This window comes from Streptomyces sp. NPDC090106 (assembly GCF_044747265.1).
Lineage (GTDB): Bacteria > Actinomycetota > Actinomycetes > Streptomycetales > Streptomycetaceae > Streptomyces.
Genome location: NZ_JBIVDS010000013.1, coordinates 189,682 through 215,158, shown reverse-complemented (window position 1 = coordinate 215,158; position 25,477 = coordinate 189,682). Strand labels below are relative to the sequence as shown.

General features: G+C 72.1%; 23 protein-coding genes. 16 read left to right on the top strand and 7 right to left on the bottom strand.

Translation table 11 applies throughout. The annotated features are described in order from the left end of the window. Window positions 1-28: 28 nt before the first annotated feature. The 3 genes from ACIPSE_RS35510 to ACIPSE_RS35500 form a co-directional block, all read right to left on the bottom strand. A complete protein-coding gene (locus ACIPSE_RS35510) occupies window positions 29-739 on the bottom strand; it encodes a L,D-transpeptidase (protein ID WP_401671042.1) in 711 nt (236 codons plus the stop codon). Between the two features lie 4 nt (window positions 740-743). Further along, window positions 744-1,331 (bottom strand): pyridoxamine 5'-phosphate oxidase family protein, encoded by a 588-nt coding sequence (locus tag ACIPSE_RS35505; RefSeq protein ID WP_401671040.1) that lies wholly within the window; start codon window positions 1,329-1,331, stop codon window positions 744-746. 130 nt (window positions 1,332-1,461) lie between these two features. Continuing rightward, window positions 1,462-2,346, bottom strand: a complete 885-nt coding sequence (locus ACIPSE_RS35500; protein WP_401671038.1) for a hypothetical protein — start codon at window positions 2,344-2,346, stop codon at window positions 1,462-1,464. Window positions 2,347-2,558: 212 nt separating this feature from the next. Between ACIPSE_RS35500 and argH the strand changes: the two genes are divergently transcribed. The 4 genes from argH to ACIPSE_RS35480 all read left to right on the top strand — a co-directional run bounded on the left by argH (window position 2,559) and on the right by ACIPSE_RS35480 (window position 7,537). Then, window positions 2,559-3,989, top strand: a complete 1,431-nt coding sequence (gene argH, locus ACIPSE_RS35495; protein WP_401671035.1) for an argininosuccinate lyase — start codon at window positions 2,559-2,561, stop codon at window positions 3,987-3,989. A 378-nt stretch (window positions 3,990-4,367) separates the two neighbouring features. Continuing rightward, complete coding sequence (locus ACIPSE_RS35490; protein WP_401671033.1) at window positions 4,368-5,339, top strand: aldo/keto reductase; 972 nt, start codon at window positions 4,368-4,370, stop codon at window positions 5,337-5,339. A gap of 123 nt (window positions 5,340-5,462) precedes the next feature. After that, window positions 5,463-6,014, top strand: coding sequence for a TetR/AcrR family transcriptional regulator (locus ACIPSE_RS35485; RefSeq protein WP_401671031.1), 552 nt, complete (start codon window positions 5,463-5,465; stop codon window positions 6,012-6,014). After that, entirely contained in the window at window positions 6,011-7,537 is a 1,527-nt protein-coding gene (locus ACIPSE_RS35480; RefSeq protein WP_401671028.1) for an MFS transporter, read from the top strand. Before ACIPSE_RS35485 ends, ACIPSE_RS35480 begins: the two co-directional genes overlap by 4 nt. A gap of 120 nt (window positions 7,538-7,657) precedes the next feature. Here ACIPSE_RS35480 and ACIPSE_RS35475 read toward each other — a convergent pair whose 3' ends face one another. Beyond that, window positions 7,658-8,329 carry a lysophospholipid acyltransferase family protein gene (locus tag ACIPSE_RS35475; RefSeq protein WP_401671025.1) on the bottom strand — a complete coding sequence of 224 codons (672 nt, stop codon included), beginning with the start codon at window positions 8,327-8,329 and terminating at the stop codon, window positions 7,658-7,660. A gap of 323 nt (window positions 8,330-8,652) precedes the next feature. On the opposite strand from ACIPSE_RS35475, the gene ACIPSE_RS35470 reads away from it, so the two are divergent. The 3 genes from ACIPSE_RS35470 to ACIPSE_RS35460 all read left to right on the top strand — a co-directional run bounded on the left by ACIPSE_RS35470 (window position 8,653) and on the right by ACIPSE_RS35460 (window position 10,944). Next, on the top strand, window positions 8,653-9,819 hold the full coding sequence (locus ACIPSE_RS35470) for a glycerophosphodiester phosphodiesterase (RefSeq protein ID WP_401671022.1): 1,167 nt from the start codon (window positions 8,653-8,655) through the stop codon (window positions 9,817-9,819). A 74-nt stretch (window positions 9,820-9,893) separates the two neighbouring features. Further along, complete coding sequence (locus tag ACIPSE_RS35465) at window positions 9,894-10,400, top strand: sigma-70 family RNA polymerase sigma factor (protein ID WP_401671019.1); 507 nt, start codon at window positions 9,894-9,896, stop codon at window positions 10,398-10,400. A gap of 46 nt (window positions 10,401-10,446) precedes the next feature. Continuing rightward, window positions 10,447-10,944: a GNAT family N-acetyltransferase gene (locus tag ACIPSE_RS35460; RefSeq protein ID WP_401671017.1), complete on the top strand. Its 498-nt coding sequence runs from the start codon at window positions 10,447-10,449 to the stop codon at window positions 10,942-10,944. A gap of 15 nt (window positions 10,945-10,959) precedes the next feature. Here ACIPSE_RS35460 and ACIPSE_RS35455 read toward each other — a convergent pair whose 3' ends face one another. After that, window positions 10,960-11,403 carry a hypothetical protein gene (locus ACIPSE_RS35455; RefSeq protein WP_401671014.1) on the bottom strand — a complete coding sequence of 148 codons (444 nt, stop codon included), beginning with the start codon at window positions 11,401-11,403 and terminating at the stop codon, window positions 10,960-10,962. Further along, window positions 11,384-11,743 (bottom strand): hypothetical protein, encoded by a 360-nt coding sequence (locus ACIPSE_RS35450; RefSeq protein ID WP_401671011.1) that lies wholly within the window; start codon window positions 11,741-11,743, stop codon window positions 11,384-11,386. Before ACIPSE_RS35450 ends, ACIPSE_RS35455 begins: the two co-directional genes overlap by 20 nt. A gap of 59 nt (window positions 11,744-11,802) precedes the next feature. Between ACIPSE_RS35450 and ACIPSE_RS35445 the strand changes: the two genes are divergently transcribed. The 9 genes from ACIPSE_RS35445 to ACIPSE_RS35405 all read left to right on the top strand — a co-directional run bounded on the left by ACIPSE_RS35445 (window position 11,803) and on the right by ACIPSE_RS35405 (window position 24,114). Further along, a complete protein-coding gene (locus ACIPSE_RS35445) occupies window positions 11,803-12,450 on the top strand; it encodes an HAD-IA family hydrolase (RefSeq protein ID WP_401671009.1) in 648 nt (215 codons plus the stop codon). Between the two features lie 368 nt (window positions 12,451-12,818). Further along, the gene (locus ACIPSE_RS35440) at window positions 12,819-13,850 is read left to right on the top strand and encodes a methionine ABC transporter ATP-binding protein (protein ID WP_401671006.1); all 1,032 of its coding nucleotides are present in this window, start codon (window positions 12,819-12,821) and stop codon (window positions 13,848-13,850) included. After that, window positions 13,850-14,575 carry a methionine ABC transporter permease gene (locus ACIPSE_RS35435; protein ID WP_401671004.1) on the top strand — a complete coding sequence of 242 codons (726 nt, stop codon included), beginning with the start codon at window positions 13,850-13,852 and terminating at the stop codon, window positions 14,573-14,575. Before ACIPSE_RS35440 ends, ACIPSE_RS35435 begins: the two co-directional genes overlap by 1 nt. A 71-nt stretch (window positions 14,576-14,646) precedes the next feature. Continuing rightward, a complete protein-coding gene (locus tag ACIPSE_RS35430) occupies window positions 14,647-15,477 on the top strand; it encodes a MetQ/NlpA family ABC transporter substrate-binding protein (protein ID WP_401671002.1) in 831 nt (276 codons plus the stop codon). A gap of 163 nt (window positions 15,478-15,640) precedes the next feature. Further along, window positions 15,641-16,279, top strand: a complete 639-nt coding sequence (locus ACIPSE_RS35425) for a GNAT family N-acetyltransferase (protein WP_401671000.1) — start codon at window positions 15,641-15,643, stop codon at window positions 16,277-16,279. An 84-nt stretch (window positions 16,280-16,363) separates the two neighbouring features. Further along, the gene (cbiE, locus tag ACIPSE_RS35420) at window positions 16,364-17,575 is read left to right on the top strand and encodes a precorrin-6y C5,15-methyltransferase (decarboxylating) subunit CbiE (RefSeq protein ID WP_401670998.1); all 1,212 of its coding nucleotides are present in this window, start codon (window positions 16,364-16,366) and stop codon (window positions 17,573-17,575) included. 367 nt (window positions 17,576-17,942) lie between these two features. Next, the gene (gene cobT / locus ACIPSE_RS35415) at window positions 17,943-21,794 is read left to right on the top strand and encodes a nicotinate-nucleotide--dimethylbenzimidazole phosphoribosyltransferase (protein WP_401670996.1); all 3,852 of its coding nucleotides are present in this window, start codon (window positions 17,943-17,945) and stop codon (window positions 21,792-21,794) included. A 156-nt stretch (window positions 21,795-21,950) separates the two neighbouring features. Beyond that, window positions 21,951-23,231: a uroporphyrinogen-III C-methyltransferase gene (cobA, locus tag ACIPSE_RS35410; protein ID WP_401670994.1), complete on the top strand. Its 1,281-nt coding sequence runs from the start codon at window positions 21,951-21,953 to the stop codon at window positions 23,229-23,231. A gap of 64 nt (window positions 23,232-23,295) precedes the next feature. Further along, window positions 23,296-24,114, top strand: a complete 819-nt coding sequence (locus ACIPSE_RS35405; protein ID WP_401670992.1) for a TrmH family RNA methyltransferase — start codon at window positions 23,296-23,298, stop codon at window positions 24,112-24,114. A 4-nt stretch (window positions 24,115-24,118) separates the two neighbouring features. Here ACIPSE_RS35405 and ACIPSE_RS35400 read toward each other — a convergent pair whose 3' ends face one another. After that, on the bottom strand, window positions 24,119-25,471 hold the full coding sequence (locus tag ACIPSE_RS35400; RefSeq protein WP_401670989.1) for a protein kinase: 1,353 nt from the start codon (window positions 25,469-25,471) through the stop codon (window positions 24,119-24,121). Between the last annotated feature and the right edge of the window lie 6 nt (window positions 25,472-25,477).

Below are 25,477 nucleotides of genomic sequence, written 5' to 3'. Positions count from 1 at the left end.
GCCCGTGTGTTCAGCCGTGTCTTACGGCTCAGTAACGCGTGATCGCCGTTCGCCCGCCGGTCGTGCCGATGGCGATGTGCGGAGCACGTCCGGAATCGGCCCACTTCAGGATCTTCCGCATCGCCTCGACGGGCACGGAGACGCAACCCGCCGTCGCCCCGCTGCCGTTGACGTGCAGGAAGATCCCGGCGCCCCGGCCGCGCACCGGCCTGTCGTAGTTGAAGCCGATGACCATGGCGTGCGCGTACTGCGTCGGGTAGTCGGCCAGCCGCTCGGACTCGGCGGCCCGGCAGTCGGCGGGACGGGGCTCGGTCCAGCGGTTGTAGGCCCGCGAGCCGTTGTCCTGACACCACCAGGAACCGCCGCGCACGGCACGGTACTTGTAGTCCGTGCCGGCGGGGGCCGCCTTGACGCCGAACGCGTAGGGCAGGTGGTAGAGCCCGGTGGGCGTGGTGTTGGTGCCCTGCTTGCGGACGGTGCCCTCGACGAGCCCCTTCGCCCCGAACCGGGCCTTGGCCGAACCGGCCTTCACCCACCGCCCGTCGCGCAGGTCCCACCAGGTGACCGTGCCGGTCGTGGAGGTCGTCCGCGCGGCCACGGCGGTGACGAGCTGGGTGCCGCGCCCGGTGTCGGCCATCCGGGCGGGCAGCGGGAGTTGACCGGCGGAGGCGGCCGGTGCGGCGCCGAGCGTGAGAAGGGACGCGGACACGAGAGCCGTCACGGCGGCGGGGGAGCCCATGGCTTCAGACGGTAGAGGGCGGCAGCGGCAACGGCAGCCCGGGTAGGCCATCCAGGCTCGTCGCGATGTGCTCCTTCTTCTCGAAGTAGGCGCTCAGCGACGCGTCGTCCTCCCGCGCGAACCGCCTGCCGTGCAGGTCGCGGTCCTCGTCGTAGGTCATGAAGGGCACCGCGTAGCCGCAGGAGTCCCGGACGGTCCTGGCCGTCACGACGATGATCGCCCGCAGGCCGTGCAGGCTCGGGTCGATGTCGGGGAAGCGGGCGAGGAGTTCTCCGAACCGGGGGTCGTCGCGCAGGACGGCCTCGCCGTGTCCGTGGACGCGGACGATGTTGGGCGGTCCCTGGAACGCGCACCACATGAGGGTGATCCGGCCGTTCTCCCGCAGATGCGCGATCGTCTCCGCGGTGGACCCCGCGAAGTCCAGGTACGCCACGGTGAGTTCGTCCAGGACCACGAAGGACCCCCGCAGGCCCTTGGGGGAGAGGTTCACCGTTCCGTCGCCCGTGAGGGGCGCGGTCGCGGTGAAGAAAAGGGGCTGCTCCTCGATGAAGGTGCGCAGCCGGCCGTCTATGCGCTCATAGGTCTTTCCCATGTCTAACGATTATGGGCGCGACTCTTTCGCCTGTCGAAGGAATTCCGCCCTCCGTTCGTGTCTCTTCCGGTACATGGCTGTGGCCGCCCCGGCCGGCGCAGAACTCGGGGCGGCCACAGTGCCTGTCACGTCACTTGTTCAACGTGCAGGCAGCCAGGGAGTCGAGGCCCTGGGGCTTCTCGGCGGTACGGCCGATGGAGATGGCGATACGGTCGATCGTGGAGACGCGCTTGTCCTCCAGCGGGCCGAGGATGGCGTTCTGGACGAAGTTGGCGCCGCCCTGGCCGACGGTGTCGATGAGCCGCTGGTTGGCCTCGTCGATCTGGGTCTGGAGGAGAGTGAGGTTGCGGTCGACCTCGGCCTGCGCGGTCGCCGGGATCGCGGGCAGCTGCGAGGCGACGTCCGGGCAGCTGATCGTGCCGACGCCGGTCGCGTCGCCGCCCGCGTCCTCACCGGTGTCCCCGGCGGCGTCCGTGGCCGTCGCGCTCGGCGTGGCCTCGGCCTCCCCGCCCGCCTCCTCGCCCGCGCCGGCGTCGCCGCCCGCGTCCTCGCCGGTGCCGGCGGCGCCGTCCGCGTTCAGGGTGCAGGGCGCGAGCGCCTCCAGTCCCTGGGGTCGGTCGGCGGTGCGGCCGATGGCGGTGGCGATGCGGTTGACGACGGCGATCCGCTTGTCCTCCAGCGGGCCGAGGATGGCGTTCTGGACGAAGTTGGCGCCGCCCTGGCCGACGGTGTCGATGAGCCGCTGGTTGGCCTCGTCGATCTGGGTCTGGAGGAGAGTGAGGTTGCGGTCGACCTCGGCCTGCGCGGTCGCCGGGATCGCGGGCAGCTGCGAGGCCACGTCCGGGCAGGTGATCGTGCCGGGTCCTGCGAGGGTCCGCGCGTTCGTACCGTTGCTCTTGGACGTCTCCCCGGCGAGCGCGGTACCGGCGACGATGGCCCCGGTCAGCGCCAGCGCGGCAGCGCCGCCGACGAACGCGACGCGGCGCTTGTTGTACTTCGGAAGGGCCCTGGACATACGGATGCCTCACTCGGGTCAGGGGTGTCGTTCGTGACAGGTGCGATGTACGAACGCGGCGCCTGCGTTCGGCGAGAGGTACGCGCAAGCGGTTTCCCTTGTTCAATGAACCTTCAAAAAATCCGTCAGATTGACGAATCATGCAGAGCTCTGCATAATCATGCAGAACGACTCGTGCACGACCCCGAACGCGGCGATGAGGAGCAACGCAAGTGAGCAGCAACAGCGGTGACGTCCGGCTCTGGGGCGGTCGTTTCGCCGACGGTCCCGCCGAGGCCCTGGCCAAGCTGTCCGCGTCCGTCCACTTCGACTGGCGCCTCGCGCCGTACGACATCGCCGGTTCGCGTGCCCACGCCCGCGTGCTGCACAAGGCGGGCCTGCTCACCGAGGACGAGCTCCAGCGCATGCTCGCGGGCCTGGACCGGCTGGAGGCGGACGTCGCCGACGGCTCCTTCACCGGCACCATCGCCGACGAGGACGTCCACACCGCCCTGGAGCGGGGCCTGCTGGAGCGCCTCGGCGCGGACCTCGGCGGCAAGCTGCGCGCCGGCCGCTCGCGCAACGACCAGGTGGCGACCCTCTTCCGGATGTACCTGCGGGACCACGCCCGGATCATCGGCGGCCTCGTCGCCGACCTCCAGGACGCGCTGGTCGGCCTGGCCGAGGCCCACCCCGACGTGGCGATGCCCGGCCGCACCCACCTCCAGCACGCCCAGCCCGTGCTCTTCGCCCACCACGTCCTCGCCCACGTCCAGTCCCTGTCCCGGGACGCCGAGCGGCTGCGCCAGTGGGACGAGCGGACGGCCGTGTCGCCGTATGGCTCCGGCGCCCTGGCCGGCTCCTCCCTGGGCCTGGACCCGGAGGCGGTCGCCGCGGACCTCGGCTTCGAGCGCGGCAGCGTCGGCAACTCCATCGACGGCACGGCCTCCCGTGACTTCGTCGCCGAGTTCGCCTTCATCACCGCGATGATCGGGGTGAACCTCTCCCGGATCGCCGAGGAGGTCATCATCTGGAACACGAAGGAGTTCTCCTTCGTGACCCTGCACGACGCGTTCTCCACGGGCTCGTCGATCATGCCGCAGAAGAAGAACCCGGACATCGCCGAACTCGCCCGGGGCAAGTCCGGCCGCCTGATCGGCAACCTCACCGGCCTCATGGCCACCCTGAAGGCGCTGCCCCTCGCCTACAACCGTGACCTCCAGGAGGACAAGGAGCCGGTCTTCGACTCCTGCGACCAGCTGGAGGTCCTCCTCCCCGCCTTCACCGGCATGATGGCCACGCTCACCGTCCACCGCGAGCGCATGGAGGAACTGGCCCCGGCCGGCTTCTCCCTCGCCACCGACATCGCCGAGTGGCTGGTCAAGCAGGGCGTCCCCTTCCGGGTCGCCCACGAGGTCGCCGGCGAGTGCGTCAAGGCCGCCGAGGCGGAGGGCAAGGAGCTGGACGAACTCACGGACGACCAGTTCGCGAAGATCTCCGCCCACCTCACCCCCGAGGTCCGCACGGTCCTCAACGTCCCCGGCGCCCTCGCCTCCCGCGACGGCCGCGGCGGCACGGCCCCGAGCGCGGTCGCGACCCAGCTCACCGAGGTGAAGGCGGACCTGGCCACCCAGCACGCCTGGTCGACGGCAAAGAACAAGTAACCCCGACCGCCCCTGGCGAGACACGCAAATCCACTTCGCCGGGGGCGGGACCGGCTTGCCTGGGCGCGCGGGCTGCTTTGCCTGCCGGGGGTCAGGCTCCAGGCAACCGGCTTTTCAGGGGCGCGGGGAACGGCGCGACCAGCCCCGTACGACCCGCACCCGCAGAGTCGCCGACGCCCATCCCCCCAGGGGCGCGGGGAACTGCGCGAAAGCCGCCCACCGCCCCGCACCCGAAAACCCACCGCCCCGCACCCGAAAACCCACCGCCCCGCACTCGAAAACGCACCGCCCCCACAACGCACCCCCCCCAGACGTCACCGAAGGTCACCGCGGGTTACGTTGACCAGGCACCCTGGACCCGACCCGACGGAGCCCGCGATGCCTTTCGCCCGACTGGCCAACGCCACCACGCCCACCTGCCACATCGGCTTCGGCCTCGCCGCGGTGGGCCGCCCCGGCTACATCAACCTAGGCCGCGACGAGGACCTCGGAGAGAACCGCAGCGTCGACTCCCTCCGCACCCGCACCCACGAACTCCTCGACGCCGCCTACGCCCAGGGCGTCCGCTACTTCGACGCCGCCCGCTCCTACGGCCGCTCGGAGGAGTTCCTCGCCGACTGGCTGAACGAACGCCCCGGGATCGACGACATCGTCGTGGGCAGCAAGTGGGGCTACACCTACACCGCCGCCTGGTCGACGGACGCCGAGAAGCACGAGGTCAAGGACCACGGCGTGGCGACCTACGACCGGCAGCGCGCCGAGAGCGCGGCGCTGCTCGGCGACCGGCTGGACCTCTACCAGATCCACTCGGTGACCCCGGACAGCCCCGCCCTCACCGACAAGGAACTCCACGCCCGCCTCGCCGAGGCCGCGGCCCAGGGAGTCACCGTCGGCTTCTCCACCAGCGGCCCCGCCCAGGCCGACGCCATCCGAGCCGCGCTCGACGTGACCGTCGACGGCGAGCCCCTCTTCCGTACCGTCCAGTCCACGTACAACGCCCTGGAGACCTCGGCCGGCCCCGCCCTCGCCGAGGCCCACGAGGCCGGGCTCACGGTGATCGTCAAGGAAGGCATGGCCAACGGCAGGCTCGCGGCCCCGCACGCACCGGACGCCCTGAAGGCCGTGGCCGCCGAGACCTCGCTCGGCTGCGACGCCGTGGCCCTCGCGCTGATCCTGCGCCGGCCTTGGGCCGGCGTGGTCCTCTCCGGCGCGGCGACCCTCGGTCAGCTGGCGTCCAACCTGCACGCGGCGGTCGTCGACCTCGACGACGACCAGCTCGACCGCCTCGCGGCCCTCGCGGAGGAGCCCCGCGCGTACTGGGAGCACCGCGGCCTGCTGCCCTGGCACTGAACCGCGGCCTGCGGCCCCGGCACTGAGAAGAAGCCGGACGGAATCCGACACGAACCGCACCGACGGTGAGACGCACATGCCCGCGATGAGACACGAGTGTCTCATTTGGTCTATAGTCGTCTCATGGCTGTCGATCGTGACCATGTGCTGCGCAGTGCCGCGGCCCTGCTGACCCGCAAATCCACCGCGACCATGGACGAGGTCGCCAAGGCCGCCGGGATCAGCCGGGCGACGCTGCACCGCCAGTTCGCGGGCCGCGACGCGCTCGTACGGGCGCTGGAGGCGCTCGGCATCGCGGAGTGCGACGCGGCGCTGGACCGGGCGCGCCTCGACGAGGGCCCCGCCCGGGACGCCGCGCACCGGCTGGTGCGCGAGATCGAACCCGCCGCCGCGCTGCTCGCCTTCCTCTACACCGAGAACCAGCTGTTCGAGGGCGAGGGGCAGAACGAGGGCTGGGCCCGTATCGACGACCGCATCGCGACCTTGTTCCGTCGCGGCCAGTCCGCGGGCGAGTTCCGTATCGACCTCACCCCGGCCTGGCTCACCGAGGCGCTCTACGGCCTGCTGGCCTCAGGGGCCTGGGCCGTGGCGGAGGGCCGGGTCGCGGCCAAGGACTTCCATTTCATGATCACCGAGTTGCTGCTCGGTGGCGCACTGCGGAGAGAGGAATCATGACCAGCACCGTGCAGCCGGTGACGACGACCGAGGAGGTGACCGGGCGCCCCGGCCGCTGGCTGGCGCTGTCCGTCCTCGTGCTCGCCGTGCTGCTGGTGGCCGTCGACGCGACCGTCCTCGGCCTCGCGACCCCGTACATCAGCGAGGACCTGAACCCGACCGGTACCCAGCTCCTGTGGATCGGCGACGTCTACTCGTTCGTCATCGCCGGTCTCCTCGTGTCCATGGGCAGCCTCGGCGACCGCATCGGCCGCAAGCGGATCCTGCTCGTCGGCGCCACGGCGTTCGGTGCGATATCCGTCCTCAACGCCTATGCCACGACACCCGAGTTGATGATCCTGGCCCGGGCCCTGCTCGGTGTCGCGGGCGCGACCCTGATGCCCGCCACCCTGGCCCTGATCCGCAACCTCTTCCACGACCCGCGCGAACGCAGCCTCGCCGTCGGCATCTGGGGCGCCACCGCCTCCGCCGGCACGGCCGTCGGCCCGATCGCGGGCGGCTTCCTCCTCGAACACTTCTGGTGGGGCTCGGTCTTCCTGATCAACCTGCCCGTGATGGCGGTCCTCGTCCTCGTCGGCATCAAGCTGCTGCCCGAGTCGAAGAACCCGGACCCGGGTCCCTGGGACATGCTCAGCGTCAGCCTCTCCCTGGTCGGCATGATCGCCGTCGTCTACGCGGTGAAGGAGGCCGCGAGCCACGGCGTCAGCGGCGAGTCCGCGGGCATCGCGCTGCTCGGCGCCGCCGCCCTGTACTGGTTCGTGCGCCGCCAACTCACGCTCCCCGCACCGCTGCTGGACATGCGGCTGTTCCGCAACCGGGGCTTCAGCGCGGCCGTCCTCGCCGACCTGCTGACCATCCTCGGCCTGTCCGGTCTGGTCTTCTTCCTCTCCCAGTACCTGCAACTCGTCCAGGGCCGGCGTCCGTTGGAGGCGGGCCTCGCCGAACTCCCCGCCGCCGTGGGCGCGGTGGGCGCGGGCCTGATCGCGGGCTGGGCCGCCCGTCGCTGGTCGGTGCGCGCGGTGGTCTCCGGCGGCCTGGCGGCGGTGGGCCTCGCCCTCGCCTCCCTCACCGTCATCGACGAGTCGACCGGCTACCCGCTCCTGGGCACCGCGCTGCTGGTCGTCGGCGTGGGCGCCGGCTTCTCCTTCACGGTGACCGCCGACGTCATCCTCTCCAGCGTCCCCAAGGAGCAGGCCGGTTCGGCGTCGGCGGTCTCGGAGACGGCGTACGAACTCGGCGCGGCGCTCGGCATCGCCGTGCTCGGCTCGATCGTGACCGGCGTCTACCGGGGCTTCACCGCACCGTCCGGCGCACCGGAGGGCGTCCACGAGTCACTGGGCGCGGCGGTCGAGGCATCGGCCACGCTCCCGGCCCGGCAGGCACAGGAACTGCTGGCCTCGGCGCGCGGATCCTTCGTCGACGGCCTGACGATCGCGGCGGGCGCGGGCGCGGCGGTACTGCTGATCACAGCGCTGGCGGCCTGGTTCCTCCTGCGCAACCAACGCCTGGAGACCCACTCCTGAGAAACCGCCCCTGAGGGACCGCGCAGCGGACCCCCTCAGGGGCGCGGGGAACGGCGCGACAAGCCACAACGGACCGTCAGCCGACGAACCGACCGTCACGCCGCCCGAGCCAGTGCAACGTCACGCCGCCTTCGCCTTGGTCGCGTACATGTCCACGTACTCCTGCCCCGACAGCCGCATGACCTCGCTCATCACGGAGTCCGTCACGGCCCGCAGCACGTACCGGTCCCGGTCCATCCCGTCGTAGCGCGAGAACTCCATCGCCTCGCCGAACCGCACGGTGACCTTGGCGGGGCGTGGCATCCCGGCGCCGCCGGGCTGGATCCGGTCCGTGCCGATCATCGCGAAGGGGACCACCGGCGCGCCGGTCATCAGCGTGAGGCGCGCGATGCCGGTGCGCCCCCGGTACAGCCGTCCGTCGGGGGAGCGGGTGCCCTCGGGGTAGATCCCGAAGACCTTGCCCTCCTCCAGTACGCGGCGCCCGGTCATCAGGGCGGCGACCCCGCCCCGGCCGCCGTCGCGGTCGACGGGGATCATGCCGGTGCCGGTGAAGAACCAGGCCATCAGGCGGCCCTTGAGGCCCTTCCCGGTGACGTACTCGTCCTTGCCGATGAAGAAGACCTGACGGTCGCAGACCAGGGGGAGGATCATCGAGTCGATGAAGGTGACGTGGTTGCCGGCCAGGATGACCGGGCCGTCCCCCGGGATGTGCTCGGCGCCTTCCACCTGTGGGCGGAACATCAGGCGCATGATCGGTCCGAGCACTGCCTTGATGAGCGCGAAGCGGGACAACGGGCCCTCCGGTGTCAAGGGATTCGGTATGAGTCTGTGCAGGTGAGGACGATACTCGCGGTCCCCGGGGTGACGCACATCGGGTTCACCGAGGTATTACGCGGTGTTGACGTACGTTTACCTGCGGTGGCGCTACGGGTACCCGCATTAACCGGCTCGTCACGGTGTGACCGACATCGCGTCTCGAACTGACGAACGGTCAGCCCCCCTGTCCCATGCGACACCCAGCGTCACCCGCGTGTTCGGCCGGAGGTCTCCCGTCCGTCATGGACACGCACCTACGATCGGCGCGCATCGACAGGGCGACGGCAGGAGGGGTCCCGATGGGATCGCAGGACGAGCGGACGAACGTGACCGGACGGCGGGCGCTCCTGGGCGCCGCGGTGCTCGGGGCCGGCGGAGCCGTCCTCGGGATGGGCGGTACGGCGAGAGCGGCGTCGGCGTCGACGCCGGGGCACTCCGGAGGGCTGAAGAGCCTGCCGGTGCCGACGATCATCGGCCACCGGGGCGCGAGCGGCTACCGGCCCGAGCACACCTTCGGCTCCTACCAGCTCGCCCTCGACCTCGGCTCCCATGTCGTCGAGGCCGGCGACCTGGTGCCCACCAAGGACGGCCACCTCGTGTGCCGTCACGAGCCGGAGATCGGCGGGACGACGGACGTCGCCGACCACAAGGAGTTCGCCGACCGCAAGGTCACCAAGGTCCTCGACGGCGTCCCCACCACCGGCTGGTTCACCGAGGACTTCACGCTCGCCGAGCTGAAGACCCTGCGCGCGGTCGAGCGGATCCCGGCCAACCGCCCGCACAACACCCTCTACAACGGCCGCTGGGAGATCCCCGCCTTCGAAGAGGTCCTGAAGTGGCAGGACGAGCAGACCCGCAAGCGCGGCAGGCAGGTCTGGATCTACCCCGAGCTCAAGCACCCCACCTACTTCCGCAAGCTGGGCCTCGGCCTGGAGGAGCGGCTCGCGAAGGTGCTGCGCAAGCACGGCAAGGACGGCCGCAACGCGCCGGTCATCGTCCAGTCCTTCGAGCCGACCAGCATCCAGCGGCTGAACACCCTGGTCGACAACCCGCTGGTGGTGCTGCTGTCCAGCGCGAGCAGCCGCCCCTGGGACTTCGTCGAGACGGGCGACCCGCGCACCACCGCCGACCTGGTCACCCCCAAGGGCCTGCGGGAGATCGCCGGTTACGCGCAGGGCATCGGCCCGACGCTGGACCTGGTCGTCCCGAAGGACGCGAACGGCGACCTCACCGAGCCGACCACCCTTGTCGCCGACGCGCACAAGGTCGGCCTGATCCTGCACCCCTACACCCTGCGCAACGAGAACCCGTTCCTCCCCACGCGCTTCCGCAAGGGCACCGACGCCGACGCCTACGGCGACGTCTTCGGCGCGTACAAGGCGTACTTCGCCACCGGCATCGACGGTGTCTTCACCGACAACCCGGACACCGGCCTGCTGGCCCGCGCGGACTTCGTCAACGGCTGACCGCCGTCCCCCGGAAGGGGTGAGAACCGGCCGTCCGGGCAACCCGCCGCCCGGACGGCCGCGTCGTTCGGCACATGGCCCACGACCTGCTCACCACCCTGCGCCCCCTGCTCACCGCCGAGGCCCGCGCCGAGGCGCACGCCACCGGGACCGAACCCGGCGACCTGGAACAGGCGGTCTGGCTCCGCCTCCTCGAACGCCTCGGCACCGAGGGCCCGCCCCTGGACCCGCACCGCTGGCTGCGCCGCGCCGTCCGCGCCGAGGCCCGCCGCACCCGTCGTACCGCCCGACACGAACGGCCGTACGAAGGTGAGCCCGCGGACCGCGGCGGGCCCACCCCGGAGGAGGCCGCCCTCGCGGGTGACCGCCGCCGCGCGGTGCGCGAAGCGGTGCGCCGGCTGCCGGGCCGCTGCCCGAGCCTCATGGAGGCGCTGCTCTCGCCGGTGGACCTCACGTACCGGGAGATCGCGGGGGAGTTGGGTATCTCACAGGGCAGTCTGGGACCGGAACGTTCCAGATGTCTGGGATGTCTTCGCCGAATGCTCACACCGGAGGTTGCGGCCCGCGGAGCGCGGGGATAGGAGTGAGGGACGAAATGGCGATCAGGTGAGCGGGAGGCGTGCGCACATGGGCATGAGCGTGACCATCTCTGCGGCGGCCGTGCAGGACGCGGAGCAGATCTTCAGGCTGCAGTACCTGTGCTTCCAGAGCGAGGCGGCGCTGTACGGCAATTACCGCATCGACCCGCTCGTCCAGACACTGGACTCGGTCCGCGAGGAGGTCGCCTCGGACTGCGTCTTCGTGGCCCGGCTCGGCGACGAGGTGGTCGGATCCGTACGCGGCCATGTCACCGAGGACGGCTCGGCCGCCATCGGCAAACTCTGCGTCCACCCGCGCCTCCAGGGCCACGGCATCGGCGCCCGGCTCCTGCGCGCCGCCGAGGCGGCCCTCGCCGGGTCCGGGGGCGCCAAGCGGTTCCGCCTGGAGGCGGGCCACCGCAGCGAGGGCAACCTGCGCCTGTACCGCAAGGTCGGCTACGAGGCGGTGGGCACGTCCAAGGGCGCCGACGGCGTCCCGATGGTCGTCCTGGAGAAGCCGGCGAGCGCGTACGCCACCACGGCGTAGCCCCGCCGGACGCCGCTACCGCGCGGCGGTAGCGGTCTTCGACCTCCGCAGCCAGTACAGGGCCGACAGCGGCAGCAGCACGGGGATGAACAGGTACCCCATGCCGTAGTCGGACCACACGGTCGCGTCGGGGAAGGCGGACGGCTCGACGAGCGTCCACGTCCCGACGATCAGCACCCCCGCGAGTTCGGCGGCGCAGCACACCTGCGCCGCCTTGCGCGCCCTCTCGCCACCGCGCACCAGCGTGTACGTGATGAACCCGTACACCAGGCCCGCCACCGCCGACAGCGTGTACGCGAGCGGCGCCCGGTCGAACTCGGTGGCGATCTGGTACACGGACCGCGACACGGCCCCGACGACCATCACGCCGTACAGCCACACCAGCAGCAGTCCCGGCCCACTGATCAGCCGCGTCGGCTCGCTCTCCGTCACCGTCGCCTCAGCTTCCCCAGATGTCATAGAGCCGCACCTCCAGCACCGCCAGCACGACACCGCCGGCCGCGACCGTCACCGAACCCCACCGTGTCCGCTCGGCCAGGGACATCATCCCGGCGGCGGGCACACAGGCCAGGGCGCCCAGCAGATACGAGACGAAGATCGTCGTCCCCTGCTCGGCCTTCTCGCCCCGCGCCAGCTGCACGATCCCGACGACGAGCTGGATCACCACCAGCAGCGTCACCACGCCCATCCCGATGAAGTGCCAGTCCTTCGTCGGCTGGTCTCGGTAGGCCGCCCACCCGCACCAGGCGGCGAGCAGCAGCGCGGCGACACCGGTCACCAGCGTCAGGGCATCAAGCATGCGCCGACCCTATTACGGGCCGTGAGGAGCGCCGAGTCCGACCCCGTAGGGTCGAGCACATGAAGATCCGTGCTCAAGCCCTCCTGTTCGACAACGACGGCACTCTCGTCTCCTCCCTCGACTCCGTGGACCGCTGCTGGCTGCGCTGGGCCGAGGAGTACGGGATCGTCGAGGCGTTCGAACAGGTCGAGCTGCACGGCCGTCCCGCCGCCGAGATAGTCGCCGACCTGCTGCCCGCCCACCTCGTGCCGGAGGCCGTCGCGCGGATCGAGACGCTGGAGGTGGAGGACGTGCCCCACGACGGCGTCCGGATCCTGCCCGGCACGAAGGACTTCCTCGCGTCGCTGCCCGCGGACCGCTGGGCCGTGGTGACCTCCGCCACCCGGCGCCTGGCCGAGGCCCGGCTCGACGCCGTCGGCATCCTCCCCAAGACGCTCGTCGCCGCCGACGACATCACGCGCGGCAAGCCCGACCCCGAGCCCTACCTGCTGGCCGCCCGGCAGCTCGGCGTCGACCCGGCCGACTGCGTCGTCTTCGAGGACGCCCCCGCCGGGCTCGCCGCGGGCCGCGCCGCCGGGATGACGACCGTGGCGTTGGCCACAACGCACGAGGCCCACGAACTCGACGCCGACCTCGTGGTGAAGGACCTTTCCGCCTTGTCCGCGCTGGTCACCGACGGGACGGTCGAGGTCTCCGTCCGCCCCTGACATCTGTCCGCCGTCGTCCGGAATGCGGACGGCGGCTCTTTGTCAGGACCATGAGTCTGCTTTACTGATTCCATGACCACGACGAGCAGCCGCACCCTTGCGACCGAGGCGACCATGACGCCCGGTGCTCGTTGTATGTGTCGAATGTGCGCCTTCTAGAGGGCCCCCGCACCACCCCCGAGCCGGCTCGCGCCCCGAAGCGAGACGCAGCGGCGTGTCCGTACCGCGTACGTGACCGAAGCCGCCCCGCGCACATGTTCTCCCCCGGTTCCATCGCCACCGCGAGAGCCGTGTCGCGTCCCTGAACGAACGCATCCGTGCGCCCGGGCACACCCACGCCCGCGCACTCGACAGTGACGGAAACCCCTGTGATCACCACATCGGGCCTGACCAAGGTCTACCGCTCGCGCGGCCGTGAGGTCACCGCCCTCGACGGCGTCGATCTCCACGTCCGCGAAGGCGAGGTGTACGGCGTCATCGGCCAGTCCGGCGCCGGCAAGTCCTCCCTCATCCGCTGCGTCAACCTGCTGGAGCGTCCCACCGCCGGCACGGTCACCGTCGCCGGACAGGACCTCACCGCCCTCGCCGGCCGCGGCCCCCGAGCCGGACGCGAACTGCGCCAGGCGCGCAGCCGCATCGGCATGGTCTTCCAGCACTTCAACCTGCTGTCCTCCCGCACCGTCCAGGACAACGTCGAGCTGCCCCTCGAAATCCTCGGCGTCTCCGGCAGGGAGCGGTCGAGGAAGGCACTGGAACTCCTCGACCTCGTCGGTCTCTCCGACAAGGCGAGGGCGTACCCCGCCCAGCTCTCCGGCGGTCAGAAGCAGCGTGTCGGCATCGCCCGCGCCCTGGCCGGCGACCCCAAGGTCCTCCTGTCCGACGAGGCCACCAGCGCCCTCGACCCGGAGACCACCCGCTCGATCCTCCAGCTGCTGCGCGACCTCAACCGCCAGCTCGGCCTGACCGTCCTGCTCATCACGCACGAGATGGACGTCGTGAAGTCGATCTGCGACTCCGCCGCCCTCATGGAGCGGGGCCGCGTCGTCGAGTCCGGCACGGTCAGCGAACTCCTCGCGACCCCGGGGTCCGAACTCGCCGCCGCGCTCTTCCCGCTCGGGGGTGACGCCACCGGCGCCGACCGCACCGTCGTCGACGTCACCTTCCAGGGCGAGAGCGCGACCCAGCCGGTCATCTCCCAGCTCTCGCGCACCTACAACGTCGACATCTCGATCCTCGGCGCCGCCATCGACACCGTCGGCGGCCTCCAGGTCGGCCGGATGCGCATCGAACTGCCCGGCCGCTACGAGGACAACGTCGTCCCCATCGGCTTCCTGCGCGAGCAGGGGCTCCAGATCGACGTCGTGGGCCAGGAGCCCGTTCTGCTGAAGGAAGGCGCGTAATGACCTGGTCCGAGATGCAGCCCCTGCTGACCCAGGCGTGTTGGGACACCCTCTACATGGTCGGCTGGTCCACACTCATCGCCGTGATCGGTGGTCTCCCGCTCGGCATCCTCCTCGTCCTCACCGACAAGGGCGGACTGCTCCAGAACCTCGTCGCCAACAAGGTCATCGGGCAGGTCGTGAACATCGCCCGCTCGATGCCCTTCATCATCCTGATGGTCGCCCTGATGGGCTTCACCCGTGGGATCGTCGGCACGACCATCGGCCGCGAGGCCGCGATCGTGCCGCTCGCCATCGGCGCCATCCCGTTCTTCGCGCGGCTCGTCGAGACGGCTGTGCGCGAGGTGGACGGCGGGCTCGTCGAGGCCGTGCAGTCGATGGGCGGCAACACCTGGACCATCGTCCGCAAGGTCCTCGTCCCCGAGTCGCTGCCCTCGCTGATCGCCTCCACCACGACCACGATCGTCGCGCTGATCGGCTACTCCGCGATGGCCGGCACGGTCGGCGCCGGCGGCCTCGGCGACATCGCCATCCGCTACGGCTACCAGCGCTTCGAGACCCAGCTCATGTGGATCACCGTCGCGATCCTCGCCGTCGTCATCTCGCTCATCCAGTTCGCCGGCGACTACACGGCCCGCGGCCTGCACAGCCGTGGCGGACGCTCGGGCCCCGCGCCCCGGCTCAGGTTCCTCAAGGCCGAACCGGCCGCCGGCAAGACCGCCTGAGCCACCCCCTCCCGGACTTCCCCGTCACACCCAGGACGGGGCGGCACCACCCTTCAGGAAAGGCACTTTTCGTGCGTAACACCGCCAAGATCACCACCGCCGTCCTCGCCGCCGGAGCCCTCACCTTCGGGCTGACCGCCTGCGGCTCCTCCGACAGCGACTCCGCCTCCGACACCAGCGGCCCGCTGGTCGTCGCCGCGACCCCGACCCCGCACGCCGAGATCCTGAACTACATCAAGGACAACCTCGCGAAGAAGGCCGGGCTCGACCTGGAGGTCAAGGAGGTCACCGACTACGTGACCCCGAACACCGCCACGGAGGACGGCTCCGTCGACGCCAACTACTTCCAGACCAAGCCGTACCTCGACGACTTCAACAAGAAGAACGGCACCCACATCGTGCCCGTCGTCACGGTCCACCTGGAGCCGCTCGGCCTCTACTCCAAGAAGGTCAAGAGCGCCGACGACCTGAAGAGCGGTGCCACCGTCGCCGTCCCGAACGACGCCTCCAACGAGGCCCGCGCCCTCAAGCTCCTCGCCGACAACGGGATCATCACCCTCAAGGACGGCGTCGGCACCGAGGCCACCCCGGCCGACATCACCAAGAACCCCAAGAACCTCAAGTTCAAGGAGCTGGAGGCGGCCCAGACCCCGCGCTCCCTGGACGACGTCGACGCCGCCGTCATCAACGGCAACTACGCCATCGAGGCCGACCTCTCGCCCGCGAAGGACGCGATCCTCCTGGAGTCCGCCAAGGACAACCCGTACGGCAACTTCCTCGCCGTCAAGGACGGCAACGAGGACGACCCGCGCGTCAAGAAGCTGGAGAAGCTCCTCACCTCCGACGAGGTCAAGAAGTTCATCGAGGACAAGTACGACGGTTCCGTCATCCCGTCCTTCTGAACCCCCTCCTCCGAGCCGACGGCGGCGCGTATACCGCTTATCGCCACGCACAGGGTCCACTCGCTCACCCCGGGTGGACCCTGTAGTGCGTGTGAGTGCTTTCATGCTGCATGCTGGGCAGTTCAGCAGGCCCGAAGGTTTTCCGAAGGTTACGGAGTGGCGCATGACTAGCACCTTCCCCAACATCTCCATCAGCACGGAGCGGTTGGTGCTGCGGCCCCTCGACGAGGACGACGTGCCGGCGCTGGCCGAGATGATGAACGACGAGCAGGTCGCCGCCTGGACCCATGTACCGCAGCCCTTCACCGAGGACGGCGCCCGCACCTGGATCGGCGACTACGCCCCCGCCGAACGCGAGTCGGGGCGCGGACTCGATTTCGCCGTCACCGAGTTCCTCACCCAGCGCCTGGTCGGGATCGTCCAACTGACCAAGACCAACTGGTACATCCGCTCCACCGAGCTGTCGTACATCACCGCCTCCTGGGCCCGCGGCGAGGGCTACGCCTCCGAGGCCGCGCTCGCCACCGCCCAATGGCTCTTCACCGACCAGAAGTTCGAGCGCATAGAGCTGCGCACGGCGGCCGACAACGCCGCCTCCCAGCAGGTCGCCCAGAAGATCGGCTGCATCAGCGAGGGAGTCCTGCGCAACGCCTGCATCGCGCGGGTCCGCACCGAGGACGGCACCTGGGCCGACATCCGCACCGACTTCATCGTCTGGAGCCTGCTGCCCGAGGACCTGGAGGGCGCGGGCGAGCAACTCGCCGACACCGGCGGGTACACGTCGTACGGCGACTGGAACTGACCCCGGGCGGCCGGAACACCCCGGCCGGCCGGGATACGCTCGGGCTGCCCCGTCCACCTGCGTGAACCTTGGAGACTGACGACGATGGCCGACCGCGTCACCGTGATCGGCTGGGACGGCTCGCCGCTGACCGCCGCGGCACACTCCGCCCTGGGCGCCGCCACCCTCGTGGCCGGTGCGGCCCACCACCTGGCACTTCCCGAGGTGCCGGCCGGTGCCGAACGCATCCGCCTGGGCAGCGTCTCCCTCGCCGCCCGCCGCATCACCGGGCACCGGGGCACCGCGGTGGTCATCGCGGACGGCGACCCCGCCTTCTTCGGGGTCGTACGCACCCTGCGCGCGGCCGAGTTCGGCCTTGAGGTCGAGGTCGTCCCCGCCGTCTCCTCCGTCGCCGCGGCCTTCGCCCGCGCGGGCATGCCCTGGGACGACGCCCAGGTGGTCGTCGCGCACCGGCGCACCCTTCGCCGCGCCGTGAACGTGTGCCGTGCCCACACCAAGGTCGCCGTCCTCACCTCACCCGGCGCCGGACCCGCCGAACTGGGCCTCCTCCTGGAAGGTGTCCACCGCACCTTCGTCATCTGCGAGGAACTCGGCACCGAGCGCGAGCAGGTGACCGTCGTCACCTCCGACAAGGCCGCCGACCACACCTGGCGCGACCCCAACGTCGTCATCGTCATCGGCGCCGCCGTCGCCGCCGCCGAGGACGGCGGCTGGATCGCCGGCCGCGACCCGGCCGCGGGCCCGCGCGGCTGGACCCTGCCCGCCGAGGCCTACGGCGGACTCATGGGCGAGGGCGAACTGGAACCGCTGCGCACCGCCCAACTCGGCAGGCTGGGCCCGCGCGTCGGCGACCTCGTCTGGGACATCGGCTGCGGCAGCGGCGCCTTCGCCGTGGACGCCGCGCGCTCCGGCGCGGCCGTCATCGCCGTCGACCGCGACCCGCGCGCGTGCGAGCGCGCCGAGGCGGGCGCCCGCGCCTTCGGGCTCCAGCTCCAGGTCGTCCGCGGCAGCGCCCCGCACGTCCTGGAGAACCTCCCCGAACCGGACGTCGTCCGCGTCGGCGGCGGGGGAGCGGAGGTCGTCACCGCGGTCGCCGACCGGCGTCCGCAGCGGGTCGTCGCCCATGCCACGACCCGCGACGAGGCCGAACTCCTCGGCCGCGAGCTGACCGAACACGGCTACCTCGTCGAGTGCGCGCTCCTCCAGTCCGTCGAACTCGACACGCGGGCCTGGACGGAGCGGGAGCGGAGCGTAGCGTTCCTGCTCAGCGCCGTCCTCCCGGACCGCCCGCAATGACCCGGACCGGTGTCCCCGTGATCCGGTTGTCGTACCGCGCGCGGTAGGCTGGAGGACTGTTGTACCGCACTGGGTCGCCCGGCCTTTCGTTCGTCAATGTCCGGAAAACGCGCCCGTTTTGGGGTGGGTGTGGTACGGCAGGAACCGGAGGACGCGCAACGTGGCGCAGTCCACAGCGGGCTGTCGCGGATCAAGGTGTCGCGAGGGCCGGACGGCCGGGACAATGCCAGTTAATGGCTTTGTCGTCTTTTCCGGGCAGGCCGTTCGTGCCGCTGGGCGCGCACGCTCGTTCTTCACTGCGGGGGCGGTCGGTGCGCCGTCCCCGGTGAGGTCGTAGAAGCACTAAACCGATGGGCGAGGGGTACGCATGACCGACACCGGCCAGATCCCGGGCGAGGGGCTGCCGGAGAGCGCAGGCATGGTGGAGCAGCCGGGCGTCCCCGCGGCGCACGGTGCGTACACCTACCTCTCCGAGACCACCGTCGAGGACGAAGACCTCCTGCTCCCCGGTGCCCAGGGCGCCTGGGGCAACGAGGTGGCCCCGCCCGCGCCCGAGCCGGTCGTCGAGACCATGCACGCGCAGTACGCGGAGCCCGTCCAGGACCCGTACGCCGAGTCCGCGGCCTACGCCGAGCAGGCGCACGAGCCCGGCCCGCACGAGACGGCCGGCCGTGACAGCGGCTCCGTGGACCTCGGCGGCGTCCGGCTGCCGGACCCGGCCCCCGCGCCCGTCGCGGCCCCGTCGCTGCCGATCCCGCCGATCACGCCCCGCCGGCCCCTGCACCTCGGTCCGCCGACCCCCGACGCCTCCGCCAGCCCGGTCCGCTCCCTCGCCGACCGGGGCCCCGCGGGCATGCCGGTCCGCCAGATGGGACCGCCGACCACGGGGCCCGAGTACCTCGACGTCCCGCAGCCCCTGCGCGAGATGGCGCCCCAGGGTGCCGCGCCGTGGGGCGCCCCCGCACCGATGGCCGCACCCGCCCCCGCACCCGCGCCGGTGCCCGCCCCGGCAGCCGAAACGGTTGTCCCCGGTGCCGAGCCCGTGGACCCCGCCCAGGCCGCCGTCGCCCGTCTGACCTCGGAGGCCGGGTACGGCGAGCAGGGCGAGGAGCCCGTCGCGGTACCGGTCCCCGTCGCGGAGGCGACCCAGGAACCCGGCCCCGTCGAGGAGCCGGCCCCCGCTGTCGTCGAGGCCCCCGCACCCGAGGCCGTCCAGATCCCCGACGCCTCTCCCGTGGACGTGCCCGCAGGCGTTCCCGGCGGCCCGGACGCAGGACAGCCCGCCCCGTTCCCGGAGGCCGCGCCTGAGCCGGTCGCCGCGGAGATCCCCGAGGTCCAGCAGGTGGCCGAGCCCGGGCCGGTCCAGGCGCCGGGAGCGTTCCAGGAGCCGGTAGAGGTTCAGGAACCCGGGCAGGTCGTCGAGCCGGGGTCGGTCGCGGAGCCGGGTCAGGTCGCGGAGCCCGTGCAGGCCGTCGAGCCGACGCAGGCGGTCGAGCCGGAGCAGGGCCCCGAGGCCGTGGAGGTCCCGGAGGCCGTACAGCTCCCCGAAGCCATGCAGGTTCCCGAAGCCGCGCAGATCCCGGAAGCCGTCCAGGTGCCGGAACCGGCGCAGTTCCCCGAGCCCGCCGAGATCCCGGAGCCCGTCCAGGCCGTCGACCCCGTGCAGGCTCCCGAGCCCGCCCAGCAGCTCGACGCCCCGCTCGCTCCTGAGGCCACCGCTTCCGGCGTGATCGCTCCCGAGCCCGAGCCGCAGCCACAGCCGCTCGCCGTCGAGCCGGTCGTTCCCGAGGCCGTCGCCGAGGCCGAGCAGCAGCCCGAGCCGCCGCAGCCCCAGCCGGTGATCCCCGAGCCCGTGGACGTGGAGCCCGTGAACGTCGAACCGGAGACCCCCGAGCACCTCCCGGAGCAGGCCGTACCGGTCGCGCACCCCGAGGCCCCGGCCCCCGTCTTCCCGGAGGCGGCACAGCCCCTCCTGCCTCCGCTCCCCGCACACGGCGAGGACCTCCAGCCCGCCGCCCCGTTCCTCGCCGAGCAGGCCCTGGCCCCGGCGTCGGAGCCGCAGCCGGTGCTCCTCGCGCACCCGCAGGCGGACGTACAGGCGGACGCGCAGGCGCCCCTGCCTGCCCCGGAGCCCTTCGTGCCCCAGCCCGTGCTCGCCGAACCCACCGGTCCCACCGGCCCCCAGGTCCTGTTCATGGACACGCCCCCGCAGGGCACCCCGGTGCCGGGCGCCGCCGAGCCCGCCGCCGTCGGCCAGTTCGTCCCGGTGGACGGCATGGTGCCCACGGCCCCGCACCTCGCCCCGACCCCGGAGCAGCCGATCGTCCTGCCGGGGACCGCCTACGAGGCGCCCCTCGCGGTCCCGGCGCCGCGCGAGGGCGACCCCGGACTCGTCCAGCACGCCGACGACCTGGACACCCGGGCCGCCGACCAGGAGGACGGCGAAGAAGGCACGGCCGCGGTGGAAGGGGCACGACGGTCCACCGGACCGGCCGCCCCCGCCTACGACGACGCCGAGCGCGAGGCCGTGCTCAAGGTGATGCGGGAGCGCCGCGACATCCGCAACGGCTTCCGCGCCGACCCGATCCCGCACGAGGTCCTGCTCCGCGTCCTGGAGGCGGCGCACACCGCCCCGTCCGTCGGCCACTCGCAGCCCTGGGACTTCGTCGTCATCCGCTCCGGCGAGACCCGGCGCCGGATGCACGAACTGGCCGAGCGCCAGCGCGACGCGTACGCCAAGTCGCTGCCCAAGGGCCGGGCGAAGCAGTTCAAGGAACTGAAGATCGAGGCCATCCTCGACACCCCGGTCAACATCGTCGTCACCGCCGACCCGACCCGTGGCGGCCGGCACACCCTCGGCCGTCACACCCAGCCGCAGATGGCGCCGTACTCCGCCGCGCTCGCGGTCGAGAACCTCTGGCTCGCCGCCCGCGCCGAGGGCCTCGGCGTCGGCTGGGTCAGCTTCTTCGACGAGCGCGAGATGGTCCGCGCCCTCGGCCTGCCCGAGCACCTCGAAGTCATCGCCTACCTGTGCGTCGGGTACGTCGACGAGTTCCCCGACGAGCCCGAGCTGATGCAGGCCGGCTGGTCCAAGCGCCGCCCGCTGTCCTGGGTCGTGCACGAGGAGACGTACGGCCGCCGCGCCCTGCCCGGCGAGGAGCCGCACGACCTGCTCGCCGAGACCGTCGCCCAGATCCGCCCGCTGGACGCCAAGGCGCTCGGCGAGGCCTGGGAGCGGCAGAAGCGGATGACGAAACCGGCCGGCGCGCTCGGCATGCTGGAGATCATCTCCGCGCAGCTGTCCGGGCTGTCCCGGCAGTGCCCGCCGCCCATCCCGGAGCCCGCGGCCGTCGCGATCTTCGCCGGCGACCACGGTGTGCACGCCCAGGGCGTCACCCCCTGGCCGCAGGAGGTGACGGCCCAGATGGTCGCCAACTTCCTCGGCGGCGGCGCGGTCTGCAACGCCTTCGCCGGCCAGGTCGGCGCCGAGGTCTGCGTCATCGACGTGGGCGTGGCCGCCGATCTCCCGGCCACCCCCGGCCTGCTGCCCCGCAAGGTCCGCGCGGGCACCTCCGACATGACCACCGGCGCCGCGATGACCCGCGAGGAGGCCAAGCAGGCCATCGAGGTCGGCATCGAGACCGCCCGTGACCTGGTCGCGGCGGGCAACAAGGCGCTGCTGACCGGCGAGATGGGCATCGCCAACACCACCGCGTCGGCGGCCCTGATCTCCGTCTTCACCGGCGCCGACCCGTCCGAGGTGACGGGCCGCGGCACCGGCATCAACGACGAGACCCTCGCCCGCAAGACCGAGGTCGTGCGCCGAGCCCTGGAGCAGCACCAGCCCGACCCCGCCGACCCCATCGGCGTCCTCGCCGCGGTCGGCGGCTTCGAGCACGCGGCGCTCGTCGGACTGCTGCTCGGCGGCGCCTCCCTGCGCACGCCGGTCATCCTGGACGGCGTGAGCGCGGGCGCCGCCGCCCTGGTGGCCCGCGCGATCGCCCCCGAGGTCCTCGCGGCCTGCATCGCGGGCCACCGCAGCGCCGAGCCCGGCCATGTCGCCGCGCTCAACAAGCTGGGTCTGCGCCCCCTGGTCGACCTCGACCTGCGTCTCGGCGAGGGCACGGGCGCGCTGCTCGCCCTGCCGATGGTGCAGAGCACGGCCCGTGCCATGCACGAGGTCGCGACGTTCGACTCCGCGGGCGTCACCGAGAAGTAGACCGGTGAGGGGGTGGGGAGGGTGCTCCGTCGCGCCCGCCCCGCCCCCGCCGTACGCTGAAACGCGTCCGGAACCCCACATGGCTAAAATCCGCACGTCAGGGCAGCTCCAGAGCCGTAGCGCCCATCGCATCGCCTGTACGAGGAGCCGCACCTCATGGCCGAAAACCCCGCCTACCCCGTAGGCCTCCGCCTCACCGGCCGCAAGGTGGTCGTCCTGGGCGGCGGTCAGGTCGCGCAGCGCCGCCTCCCGGCCCTCGTCGCGGCGGGCGCCGACATCCTCCTGGTGTCGCCCGAGGTGACCCCGTCGGTCGAGGCGATGGTGGACGCGGGCGAGCTGACCTGGCTCCGTCGGCCGTACGAGGAGGGCGACCTCGCCGAGGCCTGGTACGCGCTCATCGCCACGAGCGACAAGGACGCCAACACGCGGGCCTCCGCCGAGGCCGAACGGCACCGCGTCTGGTGCGTGCGCTCCGACGACGCCGACCGGGCCACCGCCTGGACCCCGGCCACCGGCCACAGCGAGGGCGTCACGATCGCCGTCCTGACGACCGACGCGCGCGGACGCGACCCGCGCCACACCGCCGCCATCCGCGACGCCGTGGTCGAGGGCCTGCGCGACGGCAGCCTCGTCGCCCCGCACCACCGCACCCGCACCGCCGGGGTGGCCCTGGTCGGCGGCGGTCCCGGCGACCCCGACCTGATCACCGTGCGCGGCCGTCGCCTCCTCGCCGAGGCCGACGTCGTCATCACCGACCACCTCGGCCCGCGCGACCTGCTCGCCGAGCTGCCCTCCAGCGTCGAGGTCATCGACGCGGCGAAACTGCCGTACGGCCGTTTCATGGCCCAGGAGGCGATCAACGAGGCGCTGATCGAGCACGCCAGGCAGGGCAAGTCGGTGGTCCGGCTCAAGGGCGGCGACCCCTTCGTCTACGGCCGGGGCATGGAGGAGGTCAACGCGCTCGCGGAGGCCGGCATCCCGTGCACGGTCGTCCCCGGCATCTCCAGTTCCATCTCGGTCCCCGGCGCCGCCGGCATCCCGGTCACCCACCGGGGTGTCGCCCATGAGTTCACCGTGGTCAGCGGCCACATAGCCCCCGACGACGAGCGCTCCCTGGTCGACTGGCCCTCGCTCGCCAAGCTGACCGGCACCCTCGTGATCCTGATGGGGGTGGGCACGATCGGGAAGGTCGCCGAGACCCTCGTCGCCCACGGCAAGTCCCCGGACACCCCGGTCGCCCTCGTCCAGGAGGGCACCATGGCCGCCCAGCGCCGCGTCGACGCGACCCTCGCGACGGTCGCCGCGACGGTCGTCGCCGAGGACGTGAAGTCCCCGGCCGTCATCGTCATCGGTGAGGTGGTGACCGTGGGGCCGAAGCCCTCCGCGGCCCCGGGTCCGGAGGCCGCCGTGGCCGTCGGACCGGAGCAGTCCGCGTAACCGCAGGTAACACAACCCGTACCGAGCCGTTGGCACCGCACCCAGGACAAGGCAGTATCACCCTGTGGCCGATCTCATCACCGTCGAGGATCCGGACGACCCCCGCCTGCGCGACTACACAGGCCTGACCGACGTCGAACTGCGCCGCAAACGAGAACCCGCCGAGGGGCTCTTCATCGCCGAGGGCGAGAAGGTCATCAGACGGGCCAAGGACGCCGGATACGAGATGCGTTCGATGCTCCTGTCCGCGAAGTGGGTCGACGTCATGCGCGACGTCATCGACGAACTCCCCGCCCCCGTCTACGCGGTGAGCCCCGAACTCGCCGAACGGGTCACGGGCTACCACGTGCACCGCGGCGCCCTCGCCTCCATGCAGCGCAAACCCCTGCCCACGGCGACCGAACTGCTCCAGACCACCCGCAGGGTCGTGGTCATGGAGTCCGTCAACGACCACACGAACATCGGCGCGATCTTCCGCAGCGCCGCCGCGCTCGGCATGGACGCGGTCCTGCTCTCCCCGGACTGCGCCGACCCGCTCTACCGCCGCAGCGTGAAGGTCTCGATGGGCGCCGTCTTCTCCGTCCCCTATGCCCGCCTGGAGACCTGGCCCAAGGGCCTGGAGTCGGTCCGCGAGGCCGGCTTCACCCTTCTCGCCCTCACCCCGGACGAGAAGGCCAAGACCCTCGACGAGGCCGCGCCCCACCGCATGGACCGGGTCGCGCTCATGCTCGGCGCCGAGGGCGACGGCCTCTCCACGCAGGCCCTGGTCGCCGCCGACGAATGGGTCCGCATCCCGATGGCCCACGGCGTCGACTCGCTCAACGTCGGCGCGGCGGCGGCGGTCGCCTTCTACGCGGTGGCGACGGGCCGCCCGGACCTGTGACCCCCTAGAAGCCCTGCTCGCCGGAGGGCGGGAGCACCCGCACATGGTCGTGCACCCGCTCCTGCCGTACGACCGGCCGGTCGTCCCCGCCGAGCCCGCGCGAGGGCCCCTGGCACCCCTGTGCCGCGGCGATCGCCAGCGCCACGAGCAGCGTGACCACGACGAACACGAACAGCCGCTGCCGCAGCAGCCGCGGATTGGCGGGCCGGCGTCCCGTCCCGGTCGTCCGGGGCCCCGGACGACCGGTGCCGCTGCGCGGTGCGGGACGGCTCCCGGAGCGGGTCGAGTTCCCGCGCGTGGAAGGCGTCGGCCGCGCGCCGCCTCGCGACGGCACACCGCCCCGGGACGGAACCCCGCCCCGGGAGGGAGCGGGCCCGCCGCGCGGGGCGGGGGTGCGCTGCGTGGGACCCGGCTGCTGTGGTGGCCGCCGCTGGACGCGCTGCTGGTCGGGATAGCTCTCGGTCAGCCGCCCCGAGGGACGGTCCGCCTCGGCGGTCCGCGGCCCGGGCGGACGCACATCGGCGAGCCCCTGCGCCTCCCGCGCGGCGATCTCCTTCAGCCTGAGCGACAGCTGGAGCGTGCTCGGCCGCTCCTCGGGGTCCTTCGCCAGACAGGCCTGTACGAGGGGGGCGAGCGCGTCGGGCACGCCCTGGAGATGCGCCTCCTCGTGCACCACGCGGTACAGCATCACCTCGGAACTGCCGTGCCCGAAGGGCGAGTCACCGGTCGAGGCGTACGCCAGCGTCGCCCCCAGCGAGAACACGTCCGTCGCCGGCGTCACCATGGCCCCGCGCACCTGCTCGGGGGCGAGGAAGCCGGGGGAGCCGACGGCGGTGCCGACATGCGTCAGCGTCGAGGCGCCGGTCGCCCAGGCGATACCGAAGTCGATGATCCGCGGCCCCTTGGGGGACAGCAGGATGTTGGACGGCTTGAGATCCCGGTGCACGACCCCGGCCTCGTGGACCGCGACCAGCCCCTCGGAGAGGGCGGCCCCGATCGCGGCGACCTCGGCGGCCACCAGGGACCCCTCGTCGGCGACCCTGTCGTGCAGCGAAGGGCCGGGCACGTACTGGGTGGCGAACCAGGGCCGTTCGGCGTCGAGATCGGCGGCGACGAGCCGTGCCGTGCAGCCTCCGCGGATGCGCCGCGCGGCCGAGACCTCACGTGCGAACCGCGACCGGAACTCCTGGTCCTCCGCCAGATCGGGCCGGATCACCTTCAGCGCGACCCGCTGTCCCTTCTTGTCGGAGCCCAGGTAGACGACACCCATCCCGCCCGCGCCGAGCCGTCGGTGAAGCCTGAACGAGCCGACGACACGCGGGTCCTCGCGCCTCAGGCGCATCATCGCCATGTTCATCCCCGC

Excerpts from the sequence above, each read along its gene's own strand:
- ACIPSE_RS35455 (WP_401671014.1), bottom strand. The coding sequence starts at position 11,403 with ATGACATCTGGGGAAGCTGAGGCGACGGTGACGGAGAGCGAGCCGACG.
- ACIPSE_RS35500 (WP_401671038.1), bottom strand. The coding sequence starts at position 2,346 with ATGTCCAGGGCCCTTCCGAAGTACAACAAGCGCCGCGTCGCGTTCGTC.
- ACIPSE_RS35470 (WP_401671022.1), top strand. The coding sequence starts at position 8,653 with ATGGGATCGCAGGACGAGCGGACGAACGTGACCGGACGGCGGGCGCTC.
- ACIPSE_RS35485 (WP_401671031.1), top strand. The coding sequence starts at position 5,463 with ATGGCTGTCGATCGTGACCATGTGCTGCGCAGTGCCGCGGCCCTGCTG.
- ACIPSE_RS35505 (WP_401671040.1), bottom strand. The coding sequence starts at position 1,331 with ATGGGAAAGACCTATGAGCGCATAGACGGCCGGCTGCGCACCTTCATC.
- ACIPSE_RS35490 (WP_401671033.1), top strand. The coding sequence starts at position 4,368 with ATGCCTTTCGCCCGACTGGCCAACGCCACCACGCCCACCTGCCACATC.
- ACIPSE_RS35510 (WP_401671042.1), bottom strand. The coding sequence starts at position 739 with ATGGGCTCCCCCGCCGCCGTGACGGCTCTCGTGTCCGCGTCCCTTCTC.
- ACIPSE_RS35480 (WP_401671028.1), top strand. The coding sequence starts at position 6,011 with ATGACCAGCACCGTGCAGCCGGTGACGACGACCGAGGAGGTGACCGGG.
- ACIPSE_RS35450 (WP_401671011.1), bottom strand. The coding sequence starts at position 11,743 with ATGCTTGATGCCCTGACGCTGGTGACCGGTGTCGCCGCGCTGCTGCTC.
- cbiE (WP_401670998.1), top strand. The coding sequence starts at position 16,364 with ATGGCCGACCGCGTCACCGTGATCGGCTGGGACGGCTCGCCGCTGACC.
- ACIPSE_RS35435 (WP_401671004.1), top strand. The coding sequence starts at position 13,850 with ATGACCTGGTCCGAGATGCAGCCCCTGCTGACCCAGGCGTGTTGGGAC.
- ACIPSE_RS35465 (WP_401671019.1), top strand. The coding sequence starts at position 9,894 with ATGGCCCACGACCTGCTCACCACCCTGCGCCCCCTGCTCACCGCCGAG.
- ACIPSE_RS35445 (WP_401671009.1), top strand. The coding sequence starts at position 11,803 with ATGAAGATCCGTGCTCAAGCCCTCCTGTTCGACAACGACGGCACTCTC.
- ACIPSE_RS35425 (WP_401671000.1), top strand. The coding sequence starts at position 15,641 with ATGACTAGCACCTTCCCCAACATCTCCATCAGCACGGAGCGGTTGGTG.
- cobT (WP_401670996.1), top strand. The coding sequence starts at position 17,943 with ATGACCGACACCGGCCAGATCCCGGGCGAGGGGCTGCCGGAGAGCGCA.
- ACIPSE_RS35400 (WP_401670989.1), bottom strand. The coding sequence starts at position 25,471 with ATGAACATGGCGATGATGCGCCTGAGGCGCGAGGACCCGCGTGTCGTC.
- ACIPSE_RS35460 (WP_401671017.1), top strand. The coding sequence starts at position 10,447 with ATGGGCATGAGCGTGACCATCTCTGCGGCGGCCGTGCAGGACGCGGAG.
- cobA (WP_401670994.1), top strand. The coding sequence starts at position 21,951 with ATGGCCGAAAACCCCGCCTACCCCGTAGGCCTCCGCCTCACCGGCCGC.